The sequence below is a fragment of the Ensifer sp. NPDC090286 genome (assembly GCF_044769565.1).
Lineage (GTDB): Bacteria > Pseudomonadota > Alphaproteobacteria > Rhizobiales > Rhizobiaceae > Ensifer.
In genome coordinates, this window is record NZ_JBIVYF010000004.1 from 360826 (window position 1) to 384181 (window position 23356).

Below are 23356 nucleotides of genomic sequence, written 5' to 3' on the forward strand. Positions count from 1 at the left end.
TAGCCTCCCCCATAACGAGAAGAAAAACTTCCGCCTCCACCAAATGGGAACAACGATGAAACGCACCTTAGCCCTAGCTCTCTGCTTGGGGCTCGGCATCGCGGCTGCGCCCGCTATGGCCGAGACCAAGAACCCCGGCACCTTCGTCTTCATGTGGACTGACGACATCCAGTCGTTCGATCCGGCCTATATCGCCAACACGCCGAGCTCTTACGGCTCGCTCAACATCTACAGCCGCCTGTTGAACTTCAACGGCTCGAAGATTTCCGAGTTCGTGCCGTCGCTCTCGACCGAAGTACCGTCGCTCGAAAACGGCCTCATCAAGCAGGCGGCCGATGGCTCCGTCAGCTACACCTTCCCCATCCGCAAAGGCGTTCTCGCCCACAAGGTCGGGATCAAGGGCGCTGACGGCAAAGTCACCTGGGAGTACTACGACAAGCTGACCGACGCCCAAAAGGCGACGATCGAGCCTGGCTATGGCCAGATCACGCCGGAGGACGTGCGGTATTCGCTGCTGCGCGCCATCCTCCAGGGGCAGTCGTGGATGTCGAACGCGATCACCGAAGTGATTACCGCCGGCAAATACACCGACATCGCCAAGTGGGTTGAGACCGAAGGCGAGGTCAAATCCATCAATGACGCCAGCCCCGAGGTTTTGCGCAAGGTCTATGACCAGCTCGCCTCGCAGATCGTCGTCGACGGCGATAATGTCACGCTGAAACTGCCGAAGTCGTTTCCGGCGACGCTCGGCGTGATCGCGCTGCCCTTCGGCACCTCGGTTGTCGACAAGGAATGGGTTGCATCTGTCGGCGGCTGGGACGGTTCCGGCGACACTTGGAAGGCCTATTACCGACCGGAACTTGGCGCCAATCCGCTGTTTGCCGAAGAAAACGGCACCGGACCGTTCATGCTCGAGGAATGGGACCGGACCGACCGGCGCATCACCCTGAAACGCTTCGATAATTACTTCATGGGCCCCGCCAAGCTTGAGCGCGTGGTCATGCGCACCGTGCCGGAATGGACGACGCGGCGCCTGCAGCTTCTGTCCGGTGACGCCGATTTCGTCACCGCCCCGGTCGAGTTCATCGACGAACTCAGCAAGACCGAAGGCGTGAAAGTCATTGACGGCCTGCAGAAGGTATTTTCGCGCGGCGCCTTCTTTGCCTGGCCGCTCGACGACAACGACAATCCGGCAATCGGCAGTGGTAAGCTGGACGGTGCCGGCATTCCCCCGGACTTCTTTGCCGACATCGACGTGCGCAAGGGCTTCAACTACGCCCAGAACTACGATGCGCTGTTGACCCAGGTGCTGCTCAACAAGACCGTGCAGTCGCGCGGCCCGACCGTTCGCGGCATCATGGGCTACCGGCCGGATTCACCTGTCTACAGCTATGATCCCGCCAAGGCCGAAGAACACTTCAAGAAGGCGTTCGGCGGTAAGCTCTGGGACACAGGCTTTGCCTTCACCGCCTATGTGACCGAAGGCAATCCGCAGCTGACCGCCGCACTTTCCGCGCTGCAGCAGGGTCTGTCGCGCATCAATCCGAAGTTCAAGATGCAGATCCAGGCGCTGCCCTGGGCCTCCGTCTCGGACAAGCTCAACAACCGCGAAAAGCCGGCAGCACCCCTGACGGTGATGGGTTGGGGACCTGACTATTCCGATCCGGGCGGTCCGCTCGGTGCCGCCAGCTACTATCTTTCGCCCACGGGTCTCGTCGGCGGCATGGTCGGCCAGGGCTACCGCGACCTGATGGCGGAGAAGTTCAAACCGCTCTTGGACGAAGCCTGGGCCTCGGTCGACCCCGCCGTGCGCGAGCCGATCTACGCCAAGCTGCAGGAAATGTCTTACGAATACGCCACCACCCAGTTCCTCTGGGAAGACTTCGGCTACGTCGTCACCCGCAGCAATATCGATGGTTATGTCGACAACATGATCCTCTACGGTGCGTGGGACTTCTACCCGGTCACCAAGGCCAACGACTGATTGGCCAGGGCTGCCGGGTGGCGATCCCGCCCGGTAGCCCTTGTTTCATTTTCCCTGAAATCGGAATGTGTGAGCCGTGCTGAACTATGCACTCAGACGATTGATGATGCTGCCGATCGTCCTCTTCGCGCTGTCGTTGATGATCTTCGCACTGCAGATGTCGCTTTCGCCGACACAGAGACTGGCGGCCTACGCACCGTCGCCCGATTATCTCAAGGGCGGTCAGGAAAGCATTCGCCGGATGATCGAGCAGTACGGGCTGAACGATCCCTTCTACCTCCAGTACGGCCGCTGGATCGGCGGCGTTCTCAGCGGCAATCTCGGCTGGTCCGAGACCGCCCGCCAGCCGGTGTCGACGGCGCTGATGTCGCTGTTTCCGGCGACGCTGGAGCTGGTCGTGCTGGCCTTCGTGCCCTGTCTGCTGCTCGCCGTCTACCTCGGTTCGCGCGCCGGCATCTATCTCAACCGCTGGCCGGACCATGTCATCCGCATCTTCACCATTCTTGGCTGGTCTTTTCCGGTCTACGTCTTCGGCCTGCTGATGCTGCTGATCTTCTATTCGGCGCTTGACTGGTTCCCGCCCGGCCGGCTCAGCCAGTGGGCCCAGACCATCGTCAGTTCAAGCGACTTCGTTCGCTACACCGGCGCCAACACCATAGATGCCCTCTTGAACGGTAACCTGGCGATCTTCGGCGATGCACTTCGCCACCTTGCGGCGCCCGTCATCACGCTGACCTATGTCAACGTCGCCAGCATGACGCGGGTGATGCGCACCTCGATGCTGGAAACGCTGCGCCAGGACTACGTGCGCACCGCCCGCGCCAAGGGACTGCCGCGCCGCGTCGTCGAATTGCATCACGCCAGACGCAACGCGCTTCTGCCACTCGCAACCATCGCCGGCATGGAACTCGCCGTGATGATGGGCGGCGTGGTCATCACCGAGACCATCTTCGACTATGCCGGCCTCGGCCAGTTCGCCGCCAAGACCGCCGCCAATCTCGACTTTCCTGCAGTTCTCGGCTTCGGCCTCTATTTCGCAGTCGTCCTGGTGCTGATGAACCTGGTCGTCGATCTCATCTATCCGTTGCTTGACCCGAGGGTGAAGACGCAATGAAGTTTCTTCGCTACCTCGCACGCAATCCGGTGTCGCTGTTTGGCGTCGTGATCCTGCTCGCTTTCGTGCTGATCGCCGTCTTCGCCCCCGTCTTGGCACCGCCGCAGAGCTTCCAGCTTTCGCCCTACGACACGCCGCGCGCGGGTTTCCTGGCGACGCCGCAACCGCCTTCGCCGGAGGCCGTGTTTGGCACGACCCAGGGTCAGTACGACATCTTCTATGGCGTCGTCTGGGGTACGCGCACGGCCTTCAAGATCGGGCTCGGGGTCGTGGCGATCTCCGTGCTCATCGGCACGGTCGTCGGCGCTGTCGCGGCCTACTACGGCGGCGTCGTCGAGGAAGTGCTGATGCGCATCGTCGACGTGTTCATGGCCGTACCCTTCCTGATCGCCGCCATGGTGCTGACGGCGTTGCTCGGCAAAGGCATCGTGCCCATCACGATCGCGCTCACGACATTCGGCTGGATGAGTTATGCCCGTATCGTTCGAAGCGAGATCCTGAGGATCCGCGAGATGGATTACATCCACGCAGCCAGGAGCTATGGCGCCAGCGATCTCAGGCTGATCGTGCTGCATATCCTGCCGAACGCCATGTTCCCGGTGCTGGTGCTCGCGACGATGGCGACCGGTTCCATGGTGCTGTCCGCCTCGGCGCTCAGCTTCCTCGGCGTCGGCACCGAAGAAGGGTATGCCGACTGGGGCCAGTTCATCGCCTATTCGCGCAACTGGATCGTCGGTCAGCCCGGCAATCCCTTCCAGTTCTGGTACACGCTGGCCTTCCCCGGTGCGGCCGTCTTCCTGTTCGTGCTGTCGTGGAACCTGGTCGGCGATGCGCTGCGCGACATGCTCGACCCGCGCCACGCCTATTGAGACCCAATCCCTTTACGACCCAAGGAGCATTTTCCATGTCCCCTCTGTCTGCTGCTTCCATCGAGCTATTCGAGGACCTGATCCGGTACGAGGTCGAGGATAAGGCGATCCCGTCGATCTCCTACGCCCTCGTCGACCGCGACGGTGTGCTTGCCGAAGGCCATGTCCAGCGCCATGACCGCCATTTCCACATGGGCAAGGACACGTGCTTCCGTATCGGCTCGATCACCAAGACCTTCACGTCGCTCGCGATCATGCAATTGGTCGAAAAGGGCCTTGTCGATATCGATGTCGACGTCTCGACCTATCTGCCCGGCTTCAAGCCGGAGAACCCGTTCGCCGGTGCCGAGGGCGGGCCCTACGGCTCGGTCATTAGCCTGCGCAAGCTGATGACCCATACGGCGGGCCTCGTGCGCGAACCGAAGAGTGGCCACTATCTCGACGCAACCCGTCCTCCGCTCGAAGACACGGTCAACGAGCTGGCAACCTCCGTCCTGAAGCAGGATCCGAGCATTGGCGTGATGCACTATTCCAACGCCGGCATCGCCGTCGTTGGCCGGGTGATCGAGGTCGTCACAGGCCAGAGCTATTCCGACTATGTCGCTGCCAACATCCTGAAACCGCTCGGTATGGACAGTTCCTCCTGCGGCATGGCGCCCGGCATTCGCGAGCGGCTGGCACCTGCCGACATGTGGACGCTCGACGGCGACACGCCGGCGCCGGTGTTCAGCCTCGGCGGGTCGCCGGCCGGCAACATCTTCTCCACCACCGGCGACATGGCGCGCTACGCCCAATGCCTGCTGCGCGGAGGCTTCGATGCCGAGGGCAATTCCATCATCTCGCCGGCGTCGCTGCGCGAAATGTGGACGCCGTTCGGCAAGCGTCCGGGTGGCGACAAGACGCTCGCCGGTTATGGCCTGTGCTTTGGCGCAGGCGAAGTTGACGGCTGGACTTCCGTCGGCCATGGCGGCGCGGTTTACGGCTACGCCTCGCAGATGATGCTGCTGCCGTCAGCCGGCGTCGGCGTGCTGATCTTCGCGACCCTCGACTTCGCCAACCAGATCGCCTCGCGGCTCGGTGTCGAAGGTGTGCGAATTGTCCTTGCCGAACGCAAGATGGGCAAGATGCCGGAGCGGACACAGCGTCCGCCGGAAATTACGGAAGCGCAGTTCGAGACGCTTCCGGGCTACTACCGGGACGATGCGACGCAAGAGATTGTCGAGGTCAAGTCCAAGGGCGGCAAGATCTACTTGATGGGCGAGGGCGTACCGCACCAGATCCGTCCGGTTGCCGGCAACGATTTCGTCATCGACGGTCGTATCTACGGGCGCGGTGCGGACTATGCCCACATGAACCTCTCCTTCCCGGCAGCCGGCAAGCTCGTCTGGCGGGATACAAGCTGGACACGCATAGAGACGCCCGAGGATGAGACTGTGCCCGATGCCATTGCGCCGCATCTCGGCGAATACGGGCCGGACTTCAACATCACCTACCTGACCTACAGCCACGGCGGGCTGAAGTGCCTGATCGAGTACTTCTGCACCCACACATGCGAGCCGGTCGAGGAGGGACGCTTCCGCATGCACGGGCGGCTTTACGAAGACGAGATCCTCGAGCTCGACGCCGTCGACGACAACGGCAAGCGCGGCATCCGCGTCGGCCCGATGTTCCTGGAGCGACGCAGCCCGTCTCAAGCCGAAGCTGCGTGACCCAATCATGACCCCTCCAATCAAGATGGAGTCACCTCTTGGCGCCCGCATGTTCATCGGCGGGCGCGAGGTCGACTATTATTGCGGAACGTCGTACTTCTGCCTGCATGGCCACTCCGAGGTGATCGAGGCGGCCTGCGAAGCGACGAGGCGCTACGGCATGGGTCCGGGGACACTTGCCCATATGCAGGTCTATGCCGATTTGCAGGAGCGGTTGCGCGACTGGTTCGGCACGGAGGAGGTCGTCTACATGATCTCCGGCTACACCAGCCCCATGGTGTTGCTGCAGGGGCTGCGCGACGAATTCGATGTCATCCTGATGGATTCCGCAACGCATTACAGCACCCGTGACGCGATCCCGACGCTCGGCAAGCGGGTTCATGAGTTTCGACATGCCGATCCGGAGGATCTTGCTGCGCAACTGTCGCTGTATGTGAAGGCGGGCGAGCGACCGGCGGTGCTGACCGACGGCGTCTTTCCGTCGTCCGGGCGGCTGGCGCCACTTGGGGATTATCGGCAGGCCATGACCCCCTATGATGGCGCGCTGCTCTGCATCGACGATTCCCACGGCGTCGGCGTTCTTGGTGAGACCGGCCGCGGATCGCTGCAGCACGCGGGTCTCGAAGGCGAGGGCAACTATCTCGCCGGCACGATGAGCAAGGCGTTCGGCGCGCTCGGCGGCATCGTTCCCGGCAGTGCGGATCTGGCTGCCAAGATCGCGGGAAATGCCATGATCATGCGTGGCGCCTCGCCGGCGCCACCGGGGCTTGCAGCCGCTGCCGCGGCATCGTTGCGCGTTCTGCAGGCGACACCGCAAAAGCGCGCCAATCTCGTTCGCAACGTCAAGCATGTGCGCTGCGGGTTGCGGAGCCTCGGGTTCGACGTTGCCGACACGCCGGTACCGATCGTCACCATCAAGGGCGTCACCGACCTCGAACAGCTGCGCGATCGCCTTGCGGAGCGCGATATCATTGTCAGGGTGCAGCAGCCTGGTGGCTATTCCGACGCGTCCGATGTCGCGACCATGCGGCTTGCGGTGTTTTCCGAGCACACGACCGATCAGATCGATCGGCTCCTGCAGTCGATGGGCGAGCTTCTCTAGAACTGCGTGTGGCGATGCCGCCGACTTTGGCGTCGGCGGCATCGCGCTACCGATCGTGCGTGCCCGTCTGTTCGTGAGAGGGTATCCATAACAAATTGAAATTTCAGGGGTTAGGCGATTTTTGCATGGAGTTTTGCGCAAATTGAATTGGCCTGTGGTGGGGAGCTTGACCAATGTTCCGTCCCAACGACATGCAAATCGCCGGTTACCAGTCACGCGTGCCTCGCCGATAACAAGTCTGCCCAAGTGGCCGCTGAAGCCCTGCGGTTGCGGGGCGCCGAGCGCGGGTGTTGGCCTTCGTGATGCCTGCCTGAAACGACCGCATCTATCCCGCTCTTCCCGATTGACCGATAGAGGAACCTACCCATGAAAGTCTTCATTTCCGCTGACATCGAAGGCACCGCAGGCATTGCGCAATGGGACGAAGCCGAGCGCACCCATGCCGACTGGACCGAATTTCGCGCCCTGATGACCGCCGAGGTAGTCGCCGCCTGCGAGGGCGCGCGTGCCGCCGGTGCGACCGAAGTCATGGTGAAAGACGCCCATGACAGCGGCCGCAACCTCATTCTCGACCGCCTGCCGGACTATGTCCGCATCGTGCGCGGCTGGTCCGGCCATCCTGATGCGATGATGTTCGGCCTCGATGCCGGCTTCGCGGCCGCGATCTATACGGGCTATCACTCCAAAGCCGGCAGCGAGGCAAATCCGCTCGCCCATACCTCCACCATGCGCATCTCGCGCCTGCTTCTGAACGGCGAGGTCGCCTCGGAATTCAGCGTCAACGCGCTCTGCGCCGCCGGTTACGGCGTACCGTCGGTCTTCCTTGCCGGCGATGCCGGTATATGCTCCGACGCCCGGGCGATGGTGCCGGGGCTGAAGTCCGTGGAAACACTGGAGGGTAAAGGTCGTTCTACGACGTCGATCTCGCCTGCCTGGTCGCGCCGGCTTATTCGTGAAGGCGTAGCAGAAGCGCTGTCCGGCGATTTTTCTCAGGTGCTGCCGTCCAGGGCCGAGCGCTACGAAGTGGTGATCGAGTTCAACAATCCGACAGATGCCTATCGTGCCGGCTGGTATCCCGGAGCCTATGCGCACGGTCCTCGCGCCGTTGCCTTCAAGCATGCGGATTTTGCCGAGATCTTGCGCGCGCTGGTTTTCCTGAAAGCTTGATCAGGTCGCGTTTCGGTTGCAGTTTTCCGTGCACCAGAGGCCTTCGACCCTCCGCTCCAGCCATAGAGCTTGCAACTGAGAAGCGCTGATCCGCGCGATGTCGTCCAACGTGCGGCGATCTGGGGCGTAACGTCGGCGCGGCCAAATTGGGTGCGACGACAACGCTCGACACGCTATGTTCCTGTTAGAGCGGCATAGGTATCGACAGAAATGCTCGCCGACGTGAAAATCTTGCGTCAACCCGCGGCTGTTTCGATCAATCCGATAGCCGACCGCAGGACTCGCGGATCACCAGCTCTGGAGCGATTTCAACCTGTCGTTCGGTTACAGCTTTTCGATGGATCTGGCGCACAAGCATATCCGCGGCCAGCGCGGCATGCTGGCTCGGGTCATGTCTAACCGTGGTGAGAGAGGGCGTGAGCATCGACGCGATGGGAAGGTCGTCGAAGCCGGCAAGGGCGATGTCTTGCGGGACGCGCAGACCACGTTCCGTCAAAGCCCTGAGAACACCGACGGCAATTGTATCAAGTCTCGGTGTTCGCGGGCCGTAAAATGTACGGGCTGCATCGGGCGCATTCTTCGTATGGCCGACGCAAGCGCTCGCAATAACGTACGAATTTTCTGACTATTGTTGGACTAAATGTCTCCGGCCTGTCACAAGCCCTTGAGGACGCGATCACCGTTATCTTTAGAACGGGGTCGGGCGACCGATTGACGTCACGTTGCTGCCGCGAGATCACGCTGGCCGTCCTACAATTTACTCCCGCCTGAAATCGGTCGACACCGAGGTGGGAGTTTGCGCCGCGCTTCCCACGGCGCCTCAGGAGGTGGACTGCCCATCATGACGGAACAGATCCCCGTCGCCGGATCGCGTTCGAAGTTCACCCTTGGCCAGTTAACCAGTGAAACGCACTGCGCAGGAAGGCTTGCCCGTCATCGGTGATCGGCGGACCGTGGGCTATGATCACCCCTTTCGTAGGCCACGCCAGAATGTGTCGGAGAGCTTCACGTGCGGGCCCGGCCTGCTTTCCACATCGACCGCTTGTCGCCGCGAGCGGCCTCGCTCGGCGGGTTTTAGAATCGGTGGCTGTGCTATCGTCTAGTGATGCGTGGGCGTCAGACAGTCGTGAGCGTCATCAAGCAGCTTCTGCAGGGCTTGCCAGTCCCGCAGATCGCGCGCGTTGATCCGCTCGTCGATTGCAGCGAGCAGCCAGCCGACGGAAGCGGCCTCGTTTGCCTCGCTTGCTGCCCGATACCACGCAAGACAGGTTCGGATACCCGGGCGCGCATCATCGCCCGTCAGGGCGAGATGGGCTGAAAGCATAAGACCGGATTGATAGGTATTTTTGATCCGAAGCCGTGTTTGATCGTCACTTTCGGCAATCACCGAAAGGCTTTGGAGGAGCGTTTGCGTCAGCTCGGTGGTTTCGTCGCGCTCCATGTTCCCGCCCATTGATGTTCCGTTCGCGCAAATCATGCCCGAAACACATCGCAGATGTGGTGAGCGCGAAACTTGCGGCATTCATGGTGCCGAATATTTTCTATCCGGACGATCGCGCATCCCCGCATGGAGTTCGATGCCCTATAGCTTGGCGACTGGCCAGTGGCCCGCCTGGGCGTCGACCTGCAGTCATGGCACCGAAAAGGCTTTCCGCTTTCCCAATGGCGTGTTAGTCGTGCCGTTAAGGGATAACCGAAGCTTTGCCTCGAAACCCGACACGTCTTTCCGTGTCGGGCCGGCTATTCGCCACCCAACATGGGTCGTCATGTTTGGAGGGTGAAACGCATGAATCCCGTCGTCATCTTGCTGGCCTTCGCAACCTTTGTGACGGGGACGGCGGAGAACATCATTGTCGGGATCCTTCCCGAAGTAGCCGGCGGTCTCGCTGTGTCGTTGGCGCTTGCGGGTCAACTGACCGCCGTCTTTTCCATCGTCTTTGCGGTCACGGCGCCTCTTGCGCTCGTCCTGACGAAACGGATTGATCGCAGACGCTTGTTCCTTGCAGCGCTCGGCCTCTTCATCCTGAGCACCTTTGCCGCGGCCGCGAGCCCGAATTTCGCGATCATGCTTCTTACTCGTATCGGGATGGCTGCGGCGAGCGCGACCGTGTGCCTGCTGGCAACAATGCTTGCGACGGAACTCGCAGATGAGAGCATGCAAGGGCGGGCGATCGGGATTATGTTCATGGGGATCAGCGGGTCGTTGGTGCTCGGCGTTCCGGCAGGCATCTTGATAGCGGACGTAACCGGTTGGCGAGGGGTCTTTCTTGCGCTCGCCGCACTTGCTTTCACCGTGTGGATGGTGAGCTGGCGCTGCATTCCCGCCTCCGGCCTCCGCGAGGTCGCGCTACCTGGATATCTCAAGCATTTGAGATCGGCCCCTCTCGCCGCCGGGCAGCTGGTCTCCATCTTGATGATTGGCGGGCACTTCGTTCTCTTTGCCTTTCTCGCGCCCTATCTCGTCGAGGTTGCCGGCATCGCGGACGGGAATGTCGCTCTTGGCTTCGCCGCGTTGGGAATAGCAGGCGTAAGCGGTGGATATTTCGGGGGGTGGCTTGCAGACAGGTTGTCACCGCGCGCAGCCCTCCTGTTGACGCCGTCGGCCTATCTCGCGGCGCTTGCAGGGCTCCCCTTGCTCAAAGGCAGCCCCGGGCCGTTGTTCGCCGTCATGATGGTTTGGGCCTGCATCAGCTGGATGATTTCGCCCGTCGTGCAGCGCTTTTTGATCTCGACCGGACCGGAAACAGCCGAAGCCGGCATCAGCCTGAATTTTTCGGCAATGCATGTTGGCGTCGGACTGGGAACGATCGTCGGCGGTTTCCTTGTCCGCTACGACATCGCCGCATTGCCGGTGGGCGCAGCGGTGATCGCGGCACTCGCGCTGATGACGGCCGCCGTGGCATTCAGAGCGGCCGGCGCCGTACACATCCGCAAGTCTTCCGGGACAGGTGACGAGGATCGAACGCTTGCAAAAGCCAACCGCGTTGCGTGATGTCGTTGAGCCGGCCAGCAAACTCTATTCGTCCATATCAACGGATGTCCATTTGTGGCGCAACTGCAACGGGCGTTGTCAGGATGGTGCAGAGTTCCACCTCTTGCTTGGTCATGCCGTTGGCTTGCGAACCGTTCGATGCGATCGGCCAGGTGCCGCGGGACCTTATCCAGCGCTTGCCGTGGCCGCTGCCGCGACGAGCGCAGCGTTGGTGGGGGCCGGCAAACCACCGGGTAGGTCCGCGAGCGGCCCTGGGGAGCCCTGGTCGTCGTGCGTATCATGCCCTTTGGCCGCGGAGTTCGACGTCACAACCGGGTCTTCGTGAACTTTGAGGGGCCGGGAGCTGCTCCCTCCGCCTCTTCACGCACCTGCCGCCCGGCTTCCTTTACTTCACTGACGTTTCGCTCCGTGCGGCCGGTTCCTCGCGCAGGCGCTTCAACTTCAATCCCCATCGGTCAGCGCGAGCTTGCGAAGCAGGAGGCAAGGCCTCCCGTTTCGCGAGATCAAGGCAAAGCGTACGGGCGGCGATTTCGGGGCTGAGGCACGGTCGCAGTCTCGGCCTATCAGGGCCCGCGCCTTTGCGCACGCCATGCAAGGATATCCGGCGCGCTCGCCTTACCGCCGCGCGGGCCATGGATCGTAACGGAGCGCGACGCGGCGGCGATGGAAAAATCCAGCGCCTCTGCAAAGGATTGCCCCTCGCTCAAACACCAGGTCAATGCTCCGCCGAACGTATCTCCGGCACCCGTCACGTCGACGACGTCGACCGGGTAGCCTTTTGCCTCAAGGCGCGTCTTTCCGTCGTGTGCCTCCGCACCGTCGGCGGCCAGGGTGCGCACGACCCAGCCGATCTCGTGATCCCGTATCCAGTCAGCAATGCGGGAGATGTCGTCATGGCCGAAGGCGGCGCGGAAGCCGACTTGGTTGAAGATGACGACGGCAGCGCCCTTGAGATAGGGCAGGTCTTCGGATGCGCAGCCGCCGACATCGAGATCGAAGATCGCGCGGCGGTCGTGGCGCCTGAGATCGGCAACGAGATCGGCCTGCTTCAGCACGCCCCCGTCGGTCTCTGCATGGAGCCGACGCACCCGGTAAAGCGTCGTGTAGAGGAAGCCTGGCTGGCGCAGGGCAGCAAGCGTTGCCGGTGGGAGCCACATTGGCTGCTCGCCCATCTCGACTGTCAAAACGACATGCTCGCCGTCGATGAGGAAGATGAGATTGCGCGATTCCGCAACCGTGCGATCGGTCAGCATATGATCGGCAGCGACGCTGTTCTGCCCGAGGTCGTCGATCAGGCGGCGCGACAGCGGGCTGTCATTGAGCAGCGAAATGAACTGGGTATCGCCCCCGAGCGCCGCGTGCACGACGGCGGCGTTGGCAATGGAGCCGCCGATTTCGGCCGGCAATTCGCGGACCATGCCCTTGTCTGCGCGGCCGGGCCAACGATCGGCCGTGTAGTATTCGTCGAGCGCGATATCGCCGATGAAAAAGGCGGTCATGCGGTTTGTCCTTGCACGACCTCGATCTGGCGCGGTCCTCCCTCGACCGGCACCCATGGACTTTCGCCGAGGCCGCAGACCGCCATCCAATAATAGGGCGTCGGGCCGGATGCACCCCGGCAGGCGTCATGCCAGATACCCCGATGCATCACCACGGCCTTGCCCGGCGTGATGATGAAGGCCTCGATGTCGGCCGCAACGGGAGCATCGGCCGCCGAAGCGGGAGCCACCGCAAGGACGACCGGCTCGCCGGCGCAGAAAATCGCCTCCTCGGTCAGCAGATGCCGTTCCATCGCGGTGCACGACCATGGCGCTCCCGGCGCACGCGTGATGCCGAGGCGGGGCGAGCCTTCTACCAGCGGGATACGGGTGAAGCCATCATGCCATCCATCGCCCGTCGTCCAGATCACCTGCGCGTCCAGATCGTCGACGAGGTCATAGACCTTGCCGTAGCGGGCAAAATTCTCAGGCGTCACCGGGCGCGCCGCAACGGTGTGGGTGCTCATGCTGCACTCCGTGCGGTGCGCACGACGCGCATCAGCCGTGCCACATGGCCGGCCTCCACCAGGCCGGTATCCTTATGGTCGTGCTTGAACCAACTCCCGACAACGGCGCCGTCGGCGTGCGCAAGCTGCTCGACCGCATTGGCTTCCGTGAGGCCGGCGCCGATGAGGAGCGGCACGGTGCCGCCGGTTGCCGCGCGGAAGCGCGCCACCTTTTCCATGTCGGTTGGCTGGCCTGTGGCATCCGACGTCACCACGAGGCCGTCACAGCGTGCTGCCCCCAGGCGGACGTCATCTTCTTCGGATCGCCCCGAAAGAACCGGCTGGTACTTGAACCGTACGCCACCGAGAAGCAAGGCCGGTACGCCGGCCCGCCGGGCGGCAAGGTCAGCCGCAAACGAGACGTCGCTTTCCGGCGGCAGGTGGCCGGCAACGGAATCCACCTGAATGAAGGAGACGGGGAAGCGTGCGGCAAGCGCAAACGCCCGCGCATCGTCGCGCAGCACGTTGACGCCGATCCGCGCGCCGAGGTTGAGGGTGCACAACCGTTCGAGGACGCGCTCGACATCGTCGGCATCGCCAAAATAGTTCTCGACCACCAGCCCGTCGACCCCTTCGCCGGCCATGATGCGGGCCTCTTCTTCGGCCTGGGCGCATTTTGCGGCGGGTCCATCGCCGGTCAGGTGCAGCATGCCGAGGATGGGTTTCGGGGTTGTGAAAGTCTCGCCAAAACGGCTCATGTCAGTTCTCCTGGGTCGCACCGCCTTCATGCGGGCGCGGTATCGCGCCCCCAGCGCGTTGCGAATTTCATCTGGACGGCCGGCGAGTAGACGATCGACGTGCGTTCAACCAATTGGTCGTCGGCATCGAGCACGTCTCCGCTGGCGCAAAGATAGCCCGGCACTGAAGGCGCCGGAGCAAAGACCTCCCGAAGACGATCGGACGGCGGCACGACGGTGAGCAGCAGTTCCGAGCGAAGGGGATGGCGATGGTAATCGCGGCGCAGCACCTCGTAGAGGGATTGCGCGCCGAAATCGTAGGCATCGATGCCGGGGTAGAGGGAAAGGTCGAGGTGCGACGTGTCGACGTTCAGCCAGCTGATCGTCTCGCCGTTCGCAAGGCCCCGGGCGCGCACCAGGAGGAGTTCGCCGTTTTCCACCTTGTGCTCCAGCACCCGGGTCACCGGGCGCTGGCCCTGGCGTCGGGCCAGCTCGGTAAAACTGCCGAAGTTCCAGATGTTGTGGCTGATCGGTCGGTGCGAGACGATGGTGCCCCGACCGCGCACCTGCTGAACCAATCCTTCCGACACCAGCAGCGCCATCGCGTTGCGCACGGTGGTCCTGGCAATGCCGAACTGGTCGCGCAACTGGTTCTCCGAGGGGATGGCTTCCCCTTCGGAGAAGTCACCGCTCAGAATGGCGGCACGCAAGGCCCGGTATAGCTGCCGGTAGAGCTGCTCGCTCGAAAAGGAATCGAGGCGAAAGCGCGACAGCCGGTCATCCGGGCTTTCGGTCGTTGCGTTGGCGTCTGGCGTGGAAGGATGGGTCAAGGCAGGCTCCGGCAAGGGGTTACTTTGTCGCTCCGTTTATCTTGAACTCCTCGACGCCAGCCTCTTTCAAGCCGTGGCGGTCGAGGATCTGTGCATAAGTACCGTCTGCCTTCAGCGCATTGAGCGTTGCATGCACCGCATCGCGCAAATCGCCGTTCGCCTTGGCGAAGGCGATGCCGTAGTGGTTGATTTCTCCGACATCGCCGATCTGGTAGAACTTGCCCGGCTCCTGCTTGATGAGATCGAGAAGCCCCTCGAGCCCGATGACCGAGGCCTGGGCACGGCCCTGGCGGATCTGCATGATGTGCTCGGCCTGGGTCGGGATCTGGATGACGGTGATCAGCTTGTCGGCCGGGCAGATCGATTTTCCAAGCTCTTCCGCCCAGGTAACCCAGCTCGTGCCGGTGGCCACGGCCACCGTCTTTCCGCAAAGGTCGGCCTCGGTCTTGATCTCGCTCTGATGATCGAGCGTCGAGTAGAAGACGTTGCCGGTCTTGAAATAGTCAATGAAGTCGAGCTGGCCCTGTCGCTCCACCTTGTCGGAGAAGGCGGTGATGATCATGTCCGAGCGGCCGGTGACGACCTGCGGAATGAGCTGCGGAAACTCGACATTCTGGAATTCTGCCGTCAGGCCGAGGCGTTCGGCGATCGCCTTGGCAAGGTCGATGTCGAAACCCTTGAGTTCGGTCGAACCGGCGTCGCTGTATTCCATCGGTGGATAGGCGAGGCTGATGGTGAAGTTCAGCTTACCGGCCGAGCGAACCGCTTCCGGCAGGGTGGCTGCTAGCTTTTCGTCGGCGGCATGGGCGGCCAGGCCGGATGCGAGGCTGATGAATGTGGCTGAGGCGAGCCCGAGGACCGTCGGCAGCAGTTGTTTCATTTCCGTTCTCCCTTTTTTGAACTTTGTTGATCAGGCCAGCACGCGGCTGAGGAAACTGCGCACGCGCGGGTCGCCGGGGTTGCTGAGAACCTGCTGCGGCGCACCGTTTTCGCGGATTTCGCCGTCGATCATCACCACGACGCGGTCGGCGACCTCGCGGGCAAAGCCGATCTCGTGCGTGACGACGATCATGGTCGTGCCGCCGCGTGCCAGATTGCGCATCACTTCCAGCACCTCGCCGACGAGTTCCGGATCCAGCGCGCTGGTCGGTTCGTCGAACAGCATGACGCGCGGTTCCATCGCCAGTGCTCTTGCAATCGCGACACGCTGCTTTTGGCCGCCAGAAAGTTGCGAGGGGTAGCTGGACGCCTTGGCGGCCATGCCGACCTGCTCGAGCAGGGTCATGGCGCGGGCTTCGGCCTCGCTACGGCTGAGACCGCGCACAACCATCGGGCCCTCGATGACGTTTCCGAGCACCGTTCGATGCGCGAACAAATTGAAATGCTGGAACACCATGCCGAGCTGGCTCTGCTGGGCGCGCAACCGCTTGATCGGCAATTCCTGAAGCGCGCCGCGGTTAAGCTCATAGCCCATGATCGAACCATCGACCCAGACATAGCCGCCATTGGGTGTTTCCAGGTGGTTGATGCAGCGCAGGAACGTGCTCTTGCCGCTGCCGGATGGCCCGAGAATGCAAAGCACCTCGCCATAGGCGACGTCGAGATCCAGGCCCTTGAGGACCTCGTGGCTGCCAAAACTCTTGCGGATACCGACCGCCTTGACTGCGAGGCTCATGCTTCCCCCCTTGCGGCCGGCCGGCGCGCCCAGGCCCAGAACCCGCGGCGATCGCTGGTGGCGGTTGCGGCATCGCGGCCGAAGTGACGTTCGAGATAATATTGGCCGATGGAAAGGACGGTGGTCCCGGCCAGGTACCAGACAGCGCAGACGAACAGGAGCTCGATCACCGCACCGTTGATGAAGTAGATGCGCTGTGCAGCGTTCAGCATCTCGCCCATGGCGATCGTGGCGGCCAGCGAGGAGAATTTCAGCATGCCGATGGCGCTGTTGCCGAGCACCGGCAGGATCAGGCGCACCGTCTGGGGCAGGATGATGCGTCGCATGGTCTGGCCCGGCGTCATGCCGAGCGTGTGGGCCGCTTCCTTCTGGCCGCGGTCGACGGAGCCGATACCACCGCGCACCACTTCGGTGAGATAGGAACCTTCATTGACGCCGAGCCCGAGGACAGCTGCCACGAACGGCGTGACGACGTCGACCATGCGCTCGTCGACGATGCCCGGAATATAGAGGCGTGGGAAGACCAGCGCGATGTTGAACCAGATGAGCAGCTGCAGGAGTACCGGCGTGCCGCGGAAAACCCAGACATAGAGCCACGCGGCAAAACGCAGGATCGGATTTTCCGAGAGCCGCATGATGCCGAAGGCAAAGCCAAGGGCGACGCCGAGTACCAAAGCACAGGCCGAAATCAGCAGCGTCCAGCCGAAGCCAGTGACGATGACGCCGGCAGTCAGAAACTGTCCGACCACGGTCCACTGGATCTGCCCGACGGCGAAGGCCCGGCCGATGACGGCGAGCAGCAGCAGAACGAGGCCCCCGCTGATCCAGCGGCCGGGGTGCCGCAGGCGACGTACGGTCACATCCGGGCCGGGCAGATCGGTCAGCTGCAGGGCTGCGGGCGAAGAGTGAGGCAAATGAGGCATGAATTCCACTTGTAGGGTTAGGCCTACAACTAACTACGGACGCTTTCGCCTGGTGTCAAGCCGCTTTGTCAGCACTTGCTCAAAGAAGGTGCGAAGCGCCAGGATGTGGAAACAAGGGGCTCTGGACATCAACGCGGTCTGCGCCTGCTCTCCGTGATGGTCTGCGCCGCAATCTGTCGTTCACCGCTTGCGGCAGCGGCCGGGCGGCCATAGCAATCATCTGGATGCCGAAGAGCTGGCCTCGGCGCCGTCCGAAAAGCACAGCGCCCAAAGGAGATGTAAGACCTATGCCCACAAAGAAGGAGGATCGCTCGTCTGTCGCGCTGGAAAAGCGCAGCGCAACTGCTGACAAGCGCATGTTCTCGCCTTCCGTTGCGCGAAATTCGGCGCCCATCCTCGCGGTCCTGAAACGTGTCCTTCCGGCACATGGGGCCATACTGGAGATCGGTAGCGGGACCGGCGAGCACGCCGTGTGTTTTGCGGGAGCAATGCCGAACCTCACCTGGCAGCCGAGCGATCCGGATGCCGACGCACGCGCGAGCACGTCCAGCTGGATCAAATTCGCAGGGCAGGAGAATGTGCTGCCACCGCTGGATATTGATGTGTGCTCAGGACAATGGGGCGTCGAGCAAGCGGGGCATTTTGACGCCATCGTGTCGATCAATATGATCCATATCGCGCCATGGGCGGCAAGCTTGGGATTGTTTGCAGGAGCTGGCCGTTTGCTTCGGGCGGGTGGGCTTCTTGTTCTCTACGGCCCCTACATGCGCGATGGCGCACACAACGCCCCTTCGAACGCGACCTTCGACGCCGCTCTAAGGGAGCGAAACCCATCCTGGGGTGTGCGTGACATCGTTGCGCTTGAGCAAGCGGCTGAGGCCGCCGGACTAAATCTCCGCGAGACGATCGAGATGCCTGCCAACAATATGTTGCTGGTCTTCGCCAGGTAGTGGTTGAACAGCAATCGTCCCAGCTTCCAGTCGTTTCACCGTTGGCGATCCTTATTGGATTAGCATCGTGAACGGGTTGAACGGCCGAGGGCTTGGTCTTTCCGCGGCAGGACCGCGCAGTCTCCAAATTCTCACTCAGAAATTGTAGCGACGCATATCGACCATTAGAAGGTATAATCTTCGATACCATGCGCTATGGCAGCAATATGCGCGACCAACCAGAAAGAGGTAAACCACAAATTATTATAATAAATATTGCAACCTAAAAGGGAATATTCAGAATTTATTGAAAATTCGTTGTATCCTCAACATCGATTATCGGTTCAATAACCAATTTATTCTAGGGGATACTTGTTTCGGGCAATGCAGTCCGGTCTACCCTGCTTTTGTGTGAGGTATGGCCTCTGGCGAAGAAATGAATTCGGCGCGCCAGCAGCGATATCCGCATCAGGAATCGTCGTCATGAGAATTAAGAGCCAATTCATCGTTCTGGCATCGGTCACCGGTATGACCATGGCTGGCCTCGTCGCCAGCCTTTGGGGCTACGCGGGTGCCGCAGCCGATGTTACGCGTGCATACGACCAGAAGTATCGTTCCTACATGTTGGCTGACAACTTCCGGCAATCGTCGGATGATCTGACCCGGCTTGTGCGTACCTACGCGGAGACCGGGGACCCTTCCTTCAAGGACCAATACAATGCGGTGGTTGAAATCCGCAATGGAACGCGGCCTCGGCCTGAAGACTATCACCGCATCTATTGGGATTTCGTCGCCGGCGGGGACGCAAAGCCGCGTCCTGACGGGGCGGCCGTGTCCATGCAGGACCTGATGAAGCAGGCCGGTTTCACCAAGGAGGAATTCGCCCTTCTCGACGAGGCGGGAAAGCGCTCCGATGCGCTGATCAAGCTTGAAACCGAGGCGATGGAGCTCGTTGACAACGCCGCCACACTTGGGCCCGAAGCCAAGGGCAAAGCGACGAAAATGCTCAACTCGCCGGACTACCACCGGTTCAAGGCTGAGATCATGAAGCCGGTGGATGCTTTCTACGTGAAATTGGAGCATCGCACGCAAGCCGCGGTCGACGAAGCCAATGTCGAGGCATCGTTCTACTGGACCCTTATCACCATCGCCATGTCCGCTTTGGCGCTCATGCTTGTCATTGTCGGATTTGTCACCTTCAAACGCATTATCGGAGGCATGTACAGGCTTGGGACTTCCATGGGTCTCGTTGCCGAGGGGCAGCTGGACGCCCAGATCGAACTTGCGCGCAATTCCGATGAAATCGGTGATATGGGCAAGGCGCTTGAAGTCTTCCGCCAGGCCGCCATCACGAACCGGCGGCTCGAACAGGACGCCGCAGAAAGCCGCAAACGCGCCGAGTTCGAGCGCATTGCCATGCAGGAAAAGGCTGAAGCCGATGCCACCGAACGGTTGCGCGTCGCAACGTCGGGCCTGGCAGCTGGCTTGAAGAGGCTGGCATCCGGCGACCTGGCCTTCCAGCTCAATAATGCCTTCGCGCAGGATTTCGAAGCGCTTCGCCACGATTTCAATCAGTCAGTCGCCCAACTCGGCACGACCCTTGTGCAGATTTCAGGATCGATTTCGACCCTTGATACCGGCACGCGCGAGATCGCCGTCGGAACGGACGATCTTTCAAAGCGAACGGAGCAGCAGGCAGCCTCCCTCGAGGAGACCGCGGCGGCGCTCGACGAGATTACCGTCAACGTCGCCAATTCCTCCAAACGAACCGAGGAGGCCAAGGCGGTGGCAAGCCGCGCCAACCATTCGGCCGCTGAATCCGCCCAGGTCGTATCCCACGCCGAAGAGGCCATGCGAAAGATCGAGGAAAGTTCGCAGCAGATTTCCAACATTATCGGCGTTATCGACGAGATTGCGTTTCAGACGAACCTTCTTGCCCTCAACGCCGGGGTGGAGGCGGCCCGGGCGGGCGAAGCCGGCAAGGGCTTTGCGGTCGTTGCCCAGGAAGTTCGTGAGCTGGCGCAGCGTTCGGCGCAGGCAGCCAAGGAAATCAAAGGCCTCATTCACAACTCCTCCGCAGAGGTGGAGAACGGTGTGAAGCTCGTCCGGGACGCAGGCTCCGCGTTGAAGACGATCAGTGGCTTCATTGTCGAAATCAATGTCCATATGGAATCGATCGCCACGTCGGCGAAAGAGCAGTCCGTCGGGCTTGCCGAAGTCAACACCGCCGTCAACGCGATGGATCAGACGACGCAGCAGAATGCGGCAATGGTGGAGCAGTCCAATGCGGCATCCAACACGCTTGCCAATGAGGCCGTGCGCCTCAGGGAGCTTGTCAGCCAATTCAAGCTTCAGGGCATAGCGGAGACGCCCTTGGCGAATGCGCGAACGACCACAAGGAGCGACAGCTCTCAGCCGCATCGGCCGACACGTAGGACAGCAGCTTACCACGGGAGCGCAGCACTCGATGTCAGCAGCGATTGGCAGGAATTCTGAATCGCCAGGCGCGATTAGCAAATTGGCCAAGCGAGTTGGTCCAGATTTGCTGGTGCTTTGACCGCGCCCGCTCTGCGGTTTCAAGGGGTGGCGTTGACCATCAGGCATAATAGTCAACGTCATTCAGTCTGAACTCTGATTGACGCCAAGCTCGTGCGCGGCGTCGATCAAAGGGTTGCCTGGTCCAAGAGGGGGAAATCTCGCGCATCGGCACAGCGTTCATTGCTCGCTGGGCCCTATCAAAGGGCTTCCGATCGGCGACTAGTCGCCAGCCTGAGCGGCCCTCACCGTCATCTCATCCCAAAGTAATGATGCTGTCCGTGCGAACGCGCTGTAACCAGCTTCAAACGGATGGCCGTCTCGTTCAGGATAAAGGCGGTGCCCGGCAAGGATCGCCTCCTGCAGGGCATCGGTGGTTGCGGCCAGCGCGCTGTGATACGGCAAACCGAACTCCTCTGCGGTCTGGCGGATCTTGTCCTCGAGGGCAACTTGGCGTTCAACGCTGAGTACAAACTCCGGCGCGGCTGACGCCAGCCGGTCGTGGCGACGCAGCCACTCGAAGATCACGCGCTCTTTTGACGGAATGAGCAGAATGCCGACCCGCCCCGGCCGCTGCTGTGCCCAATCGGCCGCAAACCGCTGGAAGTCGCCAAACATTGCTGCGGTTTCGGGCGACGCCAGATCCGCCATCCGGCCGTGGTCGTCGACATAGCGCTTCAGGACCGAAGGGCACCCGTCCGGAAATGTATAGTATTCGGATGTTTCCCCGTCGCCTTGCTTGAACAGTTGGGCGTAAAGGCTCTTCAGTCGTTCCGCTATCTCATGGTGATAGGCACTCAGGATCGCGACATTCTCGACAAGCTTCGTCTTGAGGCTCTCGGATTGCTCCTCGCCGCACATCGAATAGCCTCGCGCGTCACCAAACAGGGCCTTCAGATGAAGCCGCTTCTGCTCTGAGAGCCAGAAGTCGGAACGAGCCTTCATGATATCACAGGCGGAAAAGACGACCGCGAAGTCGTTGGCAGGGAAAACGGCGACAATGTTGCCTTTCGCGCCCGCGGCCAAAGCATCGTGCACGATGGCGTGATAAGTGTAGATACCGTAGCTTCCAACACCGAAGTTGTACGTGCGCTCGCCCGTCATTGCCGCAAAAGCCGCCGGCCAGGAATGCGCGCTGTCAACGTTGTTGCCATAGGTCATCGAATCGCCGACCGCCGCGACCTGGAAGTCATGGCTTAGTCCAGAGGGATCCCGAAAGCCGTCCTTATCGACGTCGCCCAGTGCCGGATCGAGGCGATAGCCGTATTTCTCGTCGATGCTCTTGTGTGTCCGTGTGCCGATTGGAAACGGCGTAAACATGCGCAGCATTGCTTCCCCGACACCGAGCGCCACGGTGAGCGAGATCAACAACAGCATCATATTTTTCAGCATGTCCCCTCCCACTCGTACTCGATGCGAGATCAACCCGGCGCAGTTGCCGGTCGCACCCGCCCAGCCCCCCATAAGCCTGCCGCGCGGCGGTCCGAGCGATCCCGTTGCGTTCTGCCTCGGCTTCCCGCGAATTGTTGGAGACGAGACGAAAGTCGGCCGGAAGTATCGTCCACCGGCAGCTGCGCAAGGAATGCGAACTATGTCGCGCCCAAAACAAGCACCAATATATTCGCAATTAGTAATATAAAACTATCATGCGTTTGGCCGTGCCGCCATTAGCCCGGATGGAGGATGAACCAAGCGAGCCGCCTACGGTGAGACAAGAACAAGGCTCGCGCTCACCTCACTCGAGCGGCCAATGACAGGATCCCTCAGTGCACGGACGACATCATCGACATCGCCGTCGCTGGCGTGGCCGGGCAGATGAGGTGAGGGGGCATTTTACGCTGACGGGCAGCGCAGTCTCTGATCGCCACCACTCCGCCGCTCGCGTCGTTGAAATGCACGAATTGCATCGATCAGACCTGGGGCCGCACGGCTCGCTACGCCGATAGGGTCATCTCGTTCTTCAACCAGCCGACAAACGCTTCGATCGCTGAACGTTTTTTCGAGAGAGGGTCGAAGGCTGCCCAGTACGCTGCTTTCTGTGAGCTCAAGGTCGCTGACAAGGGCCTGATGAGCCGCCCGGCCCGAACATGCTCCCGAACAAGGAGGCCGCGTCCCATGGCGACGCCCTGACCATCAAGAGCAGCTTGCAAGACGATGTTGTAGTCGGTCAGGCGGGTCTGCTTGGCCTTCTCAAGCGGAAATCCGAATGCCTCGGACCACAGCTGCCACTCGAGGCCGCTCTTGGCCTGCAATATCTCGTGGTCGAGAATGTCGAGGGGGGATTGAAACTTGGATCCGTCACCGTACAGCGCCGGGCTCAAGACTGGAGATAAATCTTCGTCTGCGAGGTGCACGCAGGACTGTTTGCTCGCGCCAAAATCACCAAATCGGATCGCGATATCGGCTTCTCCGCGCCCGACATCGACAATTCGCAGCGTCGGATCCAATTCGAGTTCGATCGCTGGATGGCTCTTGAGGAAACCGCCAAGTCTGTTGACCAGCCAGTTCGCGGCGAAAGAGGGGAGCAGGCTCACACGCAAGCTGGTCTGCCCGGAACGCGAGCGCACCTTCGCGGTGCCCTCCGATAGCACAGCGAAAGCCTCGTCAACGGTGGCAAGAAACATCGTGCCTGCCTCGGTCAGCTCTATGCTCTTACTCATCCGACGAAAGAGCGGAGTGCCCAGAGCACTCTCGAGCTGCTTGATGTGGTGGCTCACCGCGCTTTGGGTAATGAGCAGTTCCCTCGCCGGCCAATCGGAAGCTTCCTCGTTTTGCGACCACCTGAAAGACCCTGGCCGCGGAAAGA

At 61.5% G+C, this 23356-nt stretch carries 20 protein-coding genes; 9 read left to right on the plus strand and 11 right to left on the minus strand.

All coding sequences use genetic code 11. From position 1 onward, the window contains the following. The first annotated feature begins 55 nt into the window (after positions 1-55). The 6 genes from ACIQUG_RS22315 (at position 56) to ACIQUG_RS22340 (ending at position 7945) form a co-directional block, all read left to right on the plus strand. Entirely contained in the window at positions 56-1984 is a 1929-nt protein-coding gene (locus tag ACIQUG_RS22315) for an ABC transporter substrate-binding protein (protein WP_402324168.1), read from the plus strand. Between the two features lie 76 nt (positions 1985-2060). Then, the gene (locus tag ACIQUG_RS22320; RefSeq protein ID WP_402324169.1) at positions 2061-3098 is read left to right on the plus strand and encodes an ABC transporter permease; all 1038 of its coding nucleotides are present in this window, start codon (positions 2061-2063) and stop codon (positions 3096-3098) included. Continuing rightward, entirely contained in the window at positions 3095-3967 is an 873-nt protein-coding gene (locus ACIQUG_RS22325; protein WP_402324171.1) for an ABC transporter permease, read from the plus strand. Before ACIQUG_RS22320 ends, ACIQUG_RS22325 begins: the two co-directional genes overlap by 4 nt. A 35-nt stretch (positions 3968-4002) precedes the next feature. Next, positions 4003-5676 (plus strand): serine hydrolase domain-containing protein, encoded by a 1674-nt coding sequence (locus ACIQUG_RS22330; protein ID WP_402324172.1) that lies wholly within the window; start codon positions 4003-4005, stop codon positions 5674-5676. 7 nt (positions 5677-5683) lie between these two features. Next, positions 5684-6778 carry an aminotransferase class I/II-fold pyridoxal phosphate-dependent enzyme gene (locus ACIQUG_RS22335; RefSeq protein WP_402324173.1) on the plus strand — a complete coding sequence of 365 codons (1095 nt, stop codon included), beginning with the start codon at positions 5684-5686 and terminating at the stop codon, positions 6776-6778. A gap of 366 nt (positions 6779-7144) precedes the next feature. Then, positions 7145-7945 carry a M55 family metallopeptidase gene (locus tag ACIQUG_RS22340; RefSeq protein WP_402324174.1) on the plus strand — a complete coding sequence of 267 codons (801 nt, stop codon included), beginning with the start codon at positions 7145-7147 and terminating at the stop codon, positions 7943-7945. Positions 7946-8201: 256 nt separating this feature from the next. Here the strand turns inward: ACIQUG_RS22340 and ACIQUG_RS22345 are convergent, their stop codons facing one another. Both ACIQUG_RS22345 and ACIQUG_RS22350 read right to left on the minus strand, forming a co-directional pair. Further along, positions 8202-8552 carry a substrate-binding domain-containing protein gene (locus ACIQUG_RS22345; protein WP_402324630.1) on the minus strand — a complete coding sequence of 117 codons (351 nt, stop codon included), beginning with the start codon at positions 8550-8552 and terminating at the stop codon, positions 8202-8204. Positions 8553-9044: 492 nt separating this feature from the next. Beyond that, on the minus strand, positions 9045-9386 hold the full coding sequence (locus ACIQUG_RS22350) for a hypothetical protein (RefSeq protein ID WP_402324175.1): 342 nt from the start codon (positions 9384-9386) through the stop codon (positions 9045-9047). Between the two features lie 345 nt (positions 9387-9731). Here ACIQUG_RS22350 and ACIQUG_RS22355 point away from each other — a divergent pair, with 345 nt between their 5' ends. Continuing rightward, on the plus strand, positions 9732-10937 hold the full coding sequence (locus ACIQUG_RS22355; protein ID WP_402324176.1) for an MFS transporter: 1206 nt from the start codon (positions 9732-9734) through the stop codon (positions 10935-10937). Positions 10938-11500: 563 nt separating this feature from the next. Here ACIQUG_RS22355 and ACIQUG_RS22360 read toward each other — a convergent pair. The 7 genes from ACIQUG_RS22360 to ACIQUG_RS22390 are packed head-to-tail and all read right to left on the minus strand — an operon-like array spanning position 11501 to position 17086. Further along, complete coding sequence (locus tag ACIQUG_RS22360) at positions 11501-12436, minus strand: carbohydrate kinase family protein (protein WP_402324177.1); 936 nt, start codon at positions 12434-12436, stop codon at positions 11501-11503. Beyond that, positions 12433-12942: an ureidoglycolate lyase gene (locus ACIQUG_RS22365; RefSeq protein WP_402324179.1), complete on the minus strand. Its 510-nt coding sequence runs from the start codon at positions 12940-12942 to the stop codon at positions 12433-12435. The genes ACIQUG_RS22360 and ACIQUG_RS22365 overlap by 4 nt, the downstream gene beginning before the upstream one ends. Continuing rightward, positions 12939-13679, minus strand: coding sequence for a BtpA/SgcQ family protein (locus tag ACIQUG_RS22370; protein ID WP_043625311.1), 741 nt, complete (start codon positions 13677-13679; stop codon positions 12939-12941). The genes ACIQUG_RS22365 and ACIQUG_RS22370 overlap by 4 nt, the downstream gene beginning before the upstream one ends. 26 nt (positions 13680-13705) lie before the next feature. Continuing rightward, on the minus strand, positions 13706-14488 hold the full coding sequence (locus ACIQUG_RS22375) for a GntR family transcriptional regulator (RefSeq protein WP_402324180.1): 783 nt from the start codon (positions 14486-14488) through the stop codon (positions 13706-13708). A gap of 19 nt (positions 14489-14507) precedes the next feature. Then, a complete protein-coding gene (locus tag ACIQUG_RS22380) occupies positions 14508-15368 on the minus strand; it encodes an ABC transporter substrate-binding protein (RefSeq protein WP_402324182.1) in 861 nt (286 codons plus the stop codon). Positions 15369-15398: 30 nt separating this feature from the next. Next, positions 15399-16163: an amino acid ABC transporter ATP-binding protein gene (locus tag ACIQUG_RS22385; protein ID WP_402324184.1), complete on the minus strand. Its 765-nt coding sequence runs from the start codon at positions 16161-16163 to the stop codon at positions 15399-15401. Next, on the minus strand, positions 16160-17086 hold the full coding sequence (locus tag ACIQUG_RS22390; RefSeq protein ID WP_402324185.1) for an amino acid ABC transporter permease: 927 nt from the start codon (positions 17084-17086) through the stop codon (positions 16160-16162). The genes ACIQUG_RS22385 and ACIQUG_RS22390 overlap by 4 nt, the downstream gene beginning before the upstream one ends. A gap of 287 nt (positions 17087-17373) precedes the next feature. On the opposite strand from ACIQUG_RS22390, the gene ACIQUG_RS22395 reads away from it, so the two are divergent. Both ACIQUG_RS22395 and ACIQUG_RS22400 read left to right on the plus strand, forming a co-directional pair. After that, positions 17374-18036 (plus strand): DUF938 domain-containing protein, encoded by a 663-nt coding sequence (locus tag ACIQUG_RS22395; RefSeq protein ID WP_402324187.1) that lies wholly within the window; start codon positions 17374-17376, stop codon positions 18034-18036. 462 nt (positions 18037-18498) lie between these two features. Continuing rightward, entirely contained in the window at positions 18499-20511 is a 2013-nt protein-coding gene (locus ACIQUG_RS22400; protein ID WP_402324188.1) for a methyl-accepting chemotaxis protein, read from the plus strand. Between the two features lie 261 nt (positions 20512-20772). Here ACIQUG_RS22400 and ACIQUG_RS22405 read toward each other — a convergent pair whose 3' ends face one another. Both ACIQUG_RS22405 and ACIQUG_RS22410 read right to left on the minus strand, forming a co-directional pair. After that, complete coding sequence (locus tag ACIQUG_RS22405) at positions 20773-21942, minus strand: hypothetical protein (protein WP_402324189.1); 1170 nt, start codon at positions 21940-21942, stop codon at positions 20773-20775. Between the two features lie 542 nt (positions 21943-22484). Next, a complete protein-coding gene (locus ACIQUG_RS22410; protein WP_402324631.1) occupies positions 22485-23174 on the minus strand; it encodes a LysR substrate-binding domain-containing protein in 690 nt (229 codons plus the stop codon). Positions 23175-23356: the final 182 nt, after the last annotated feature.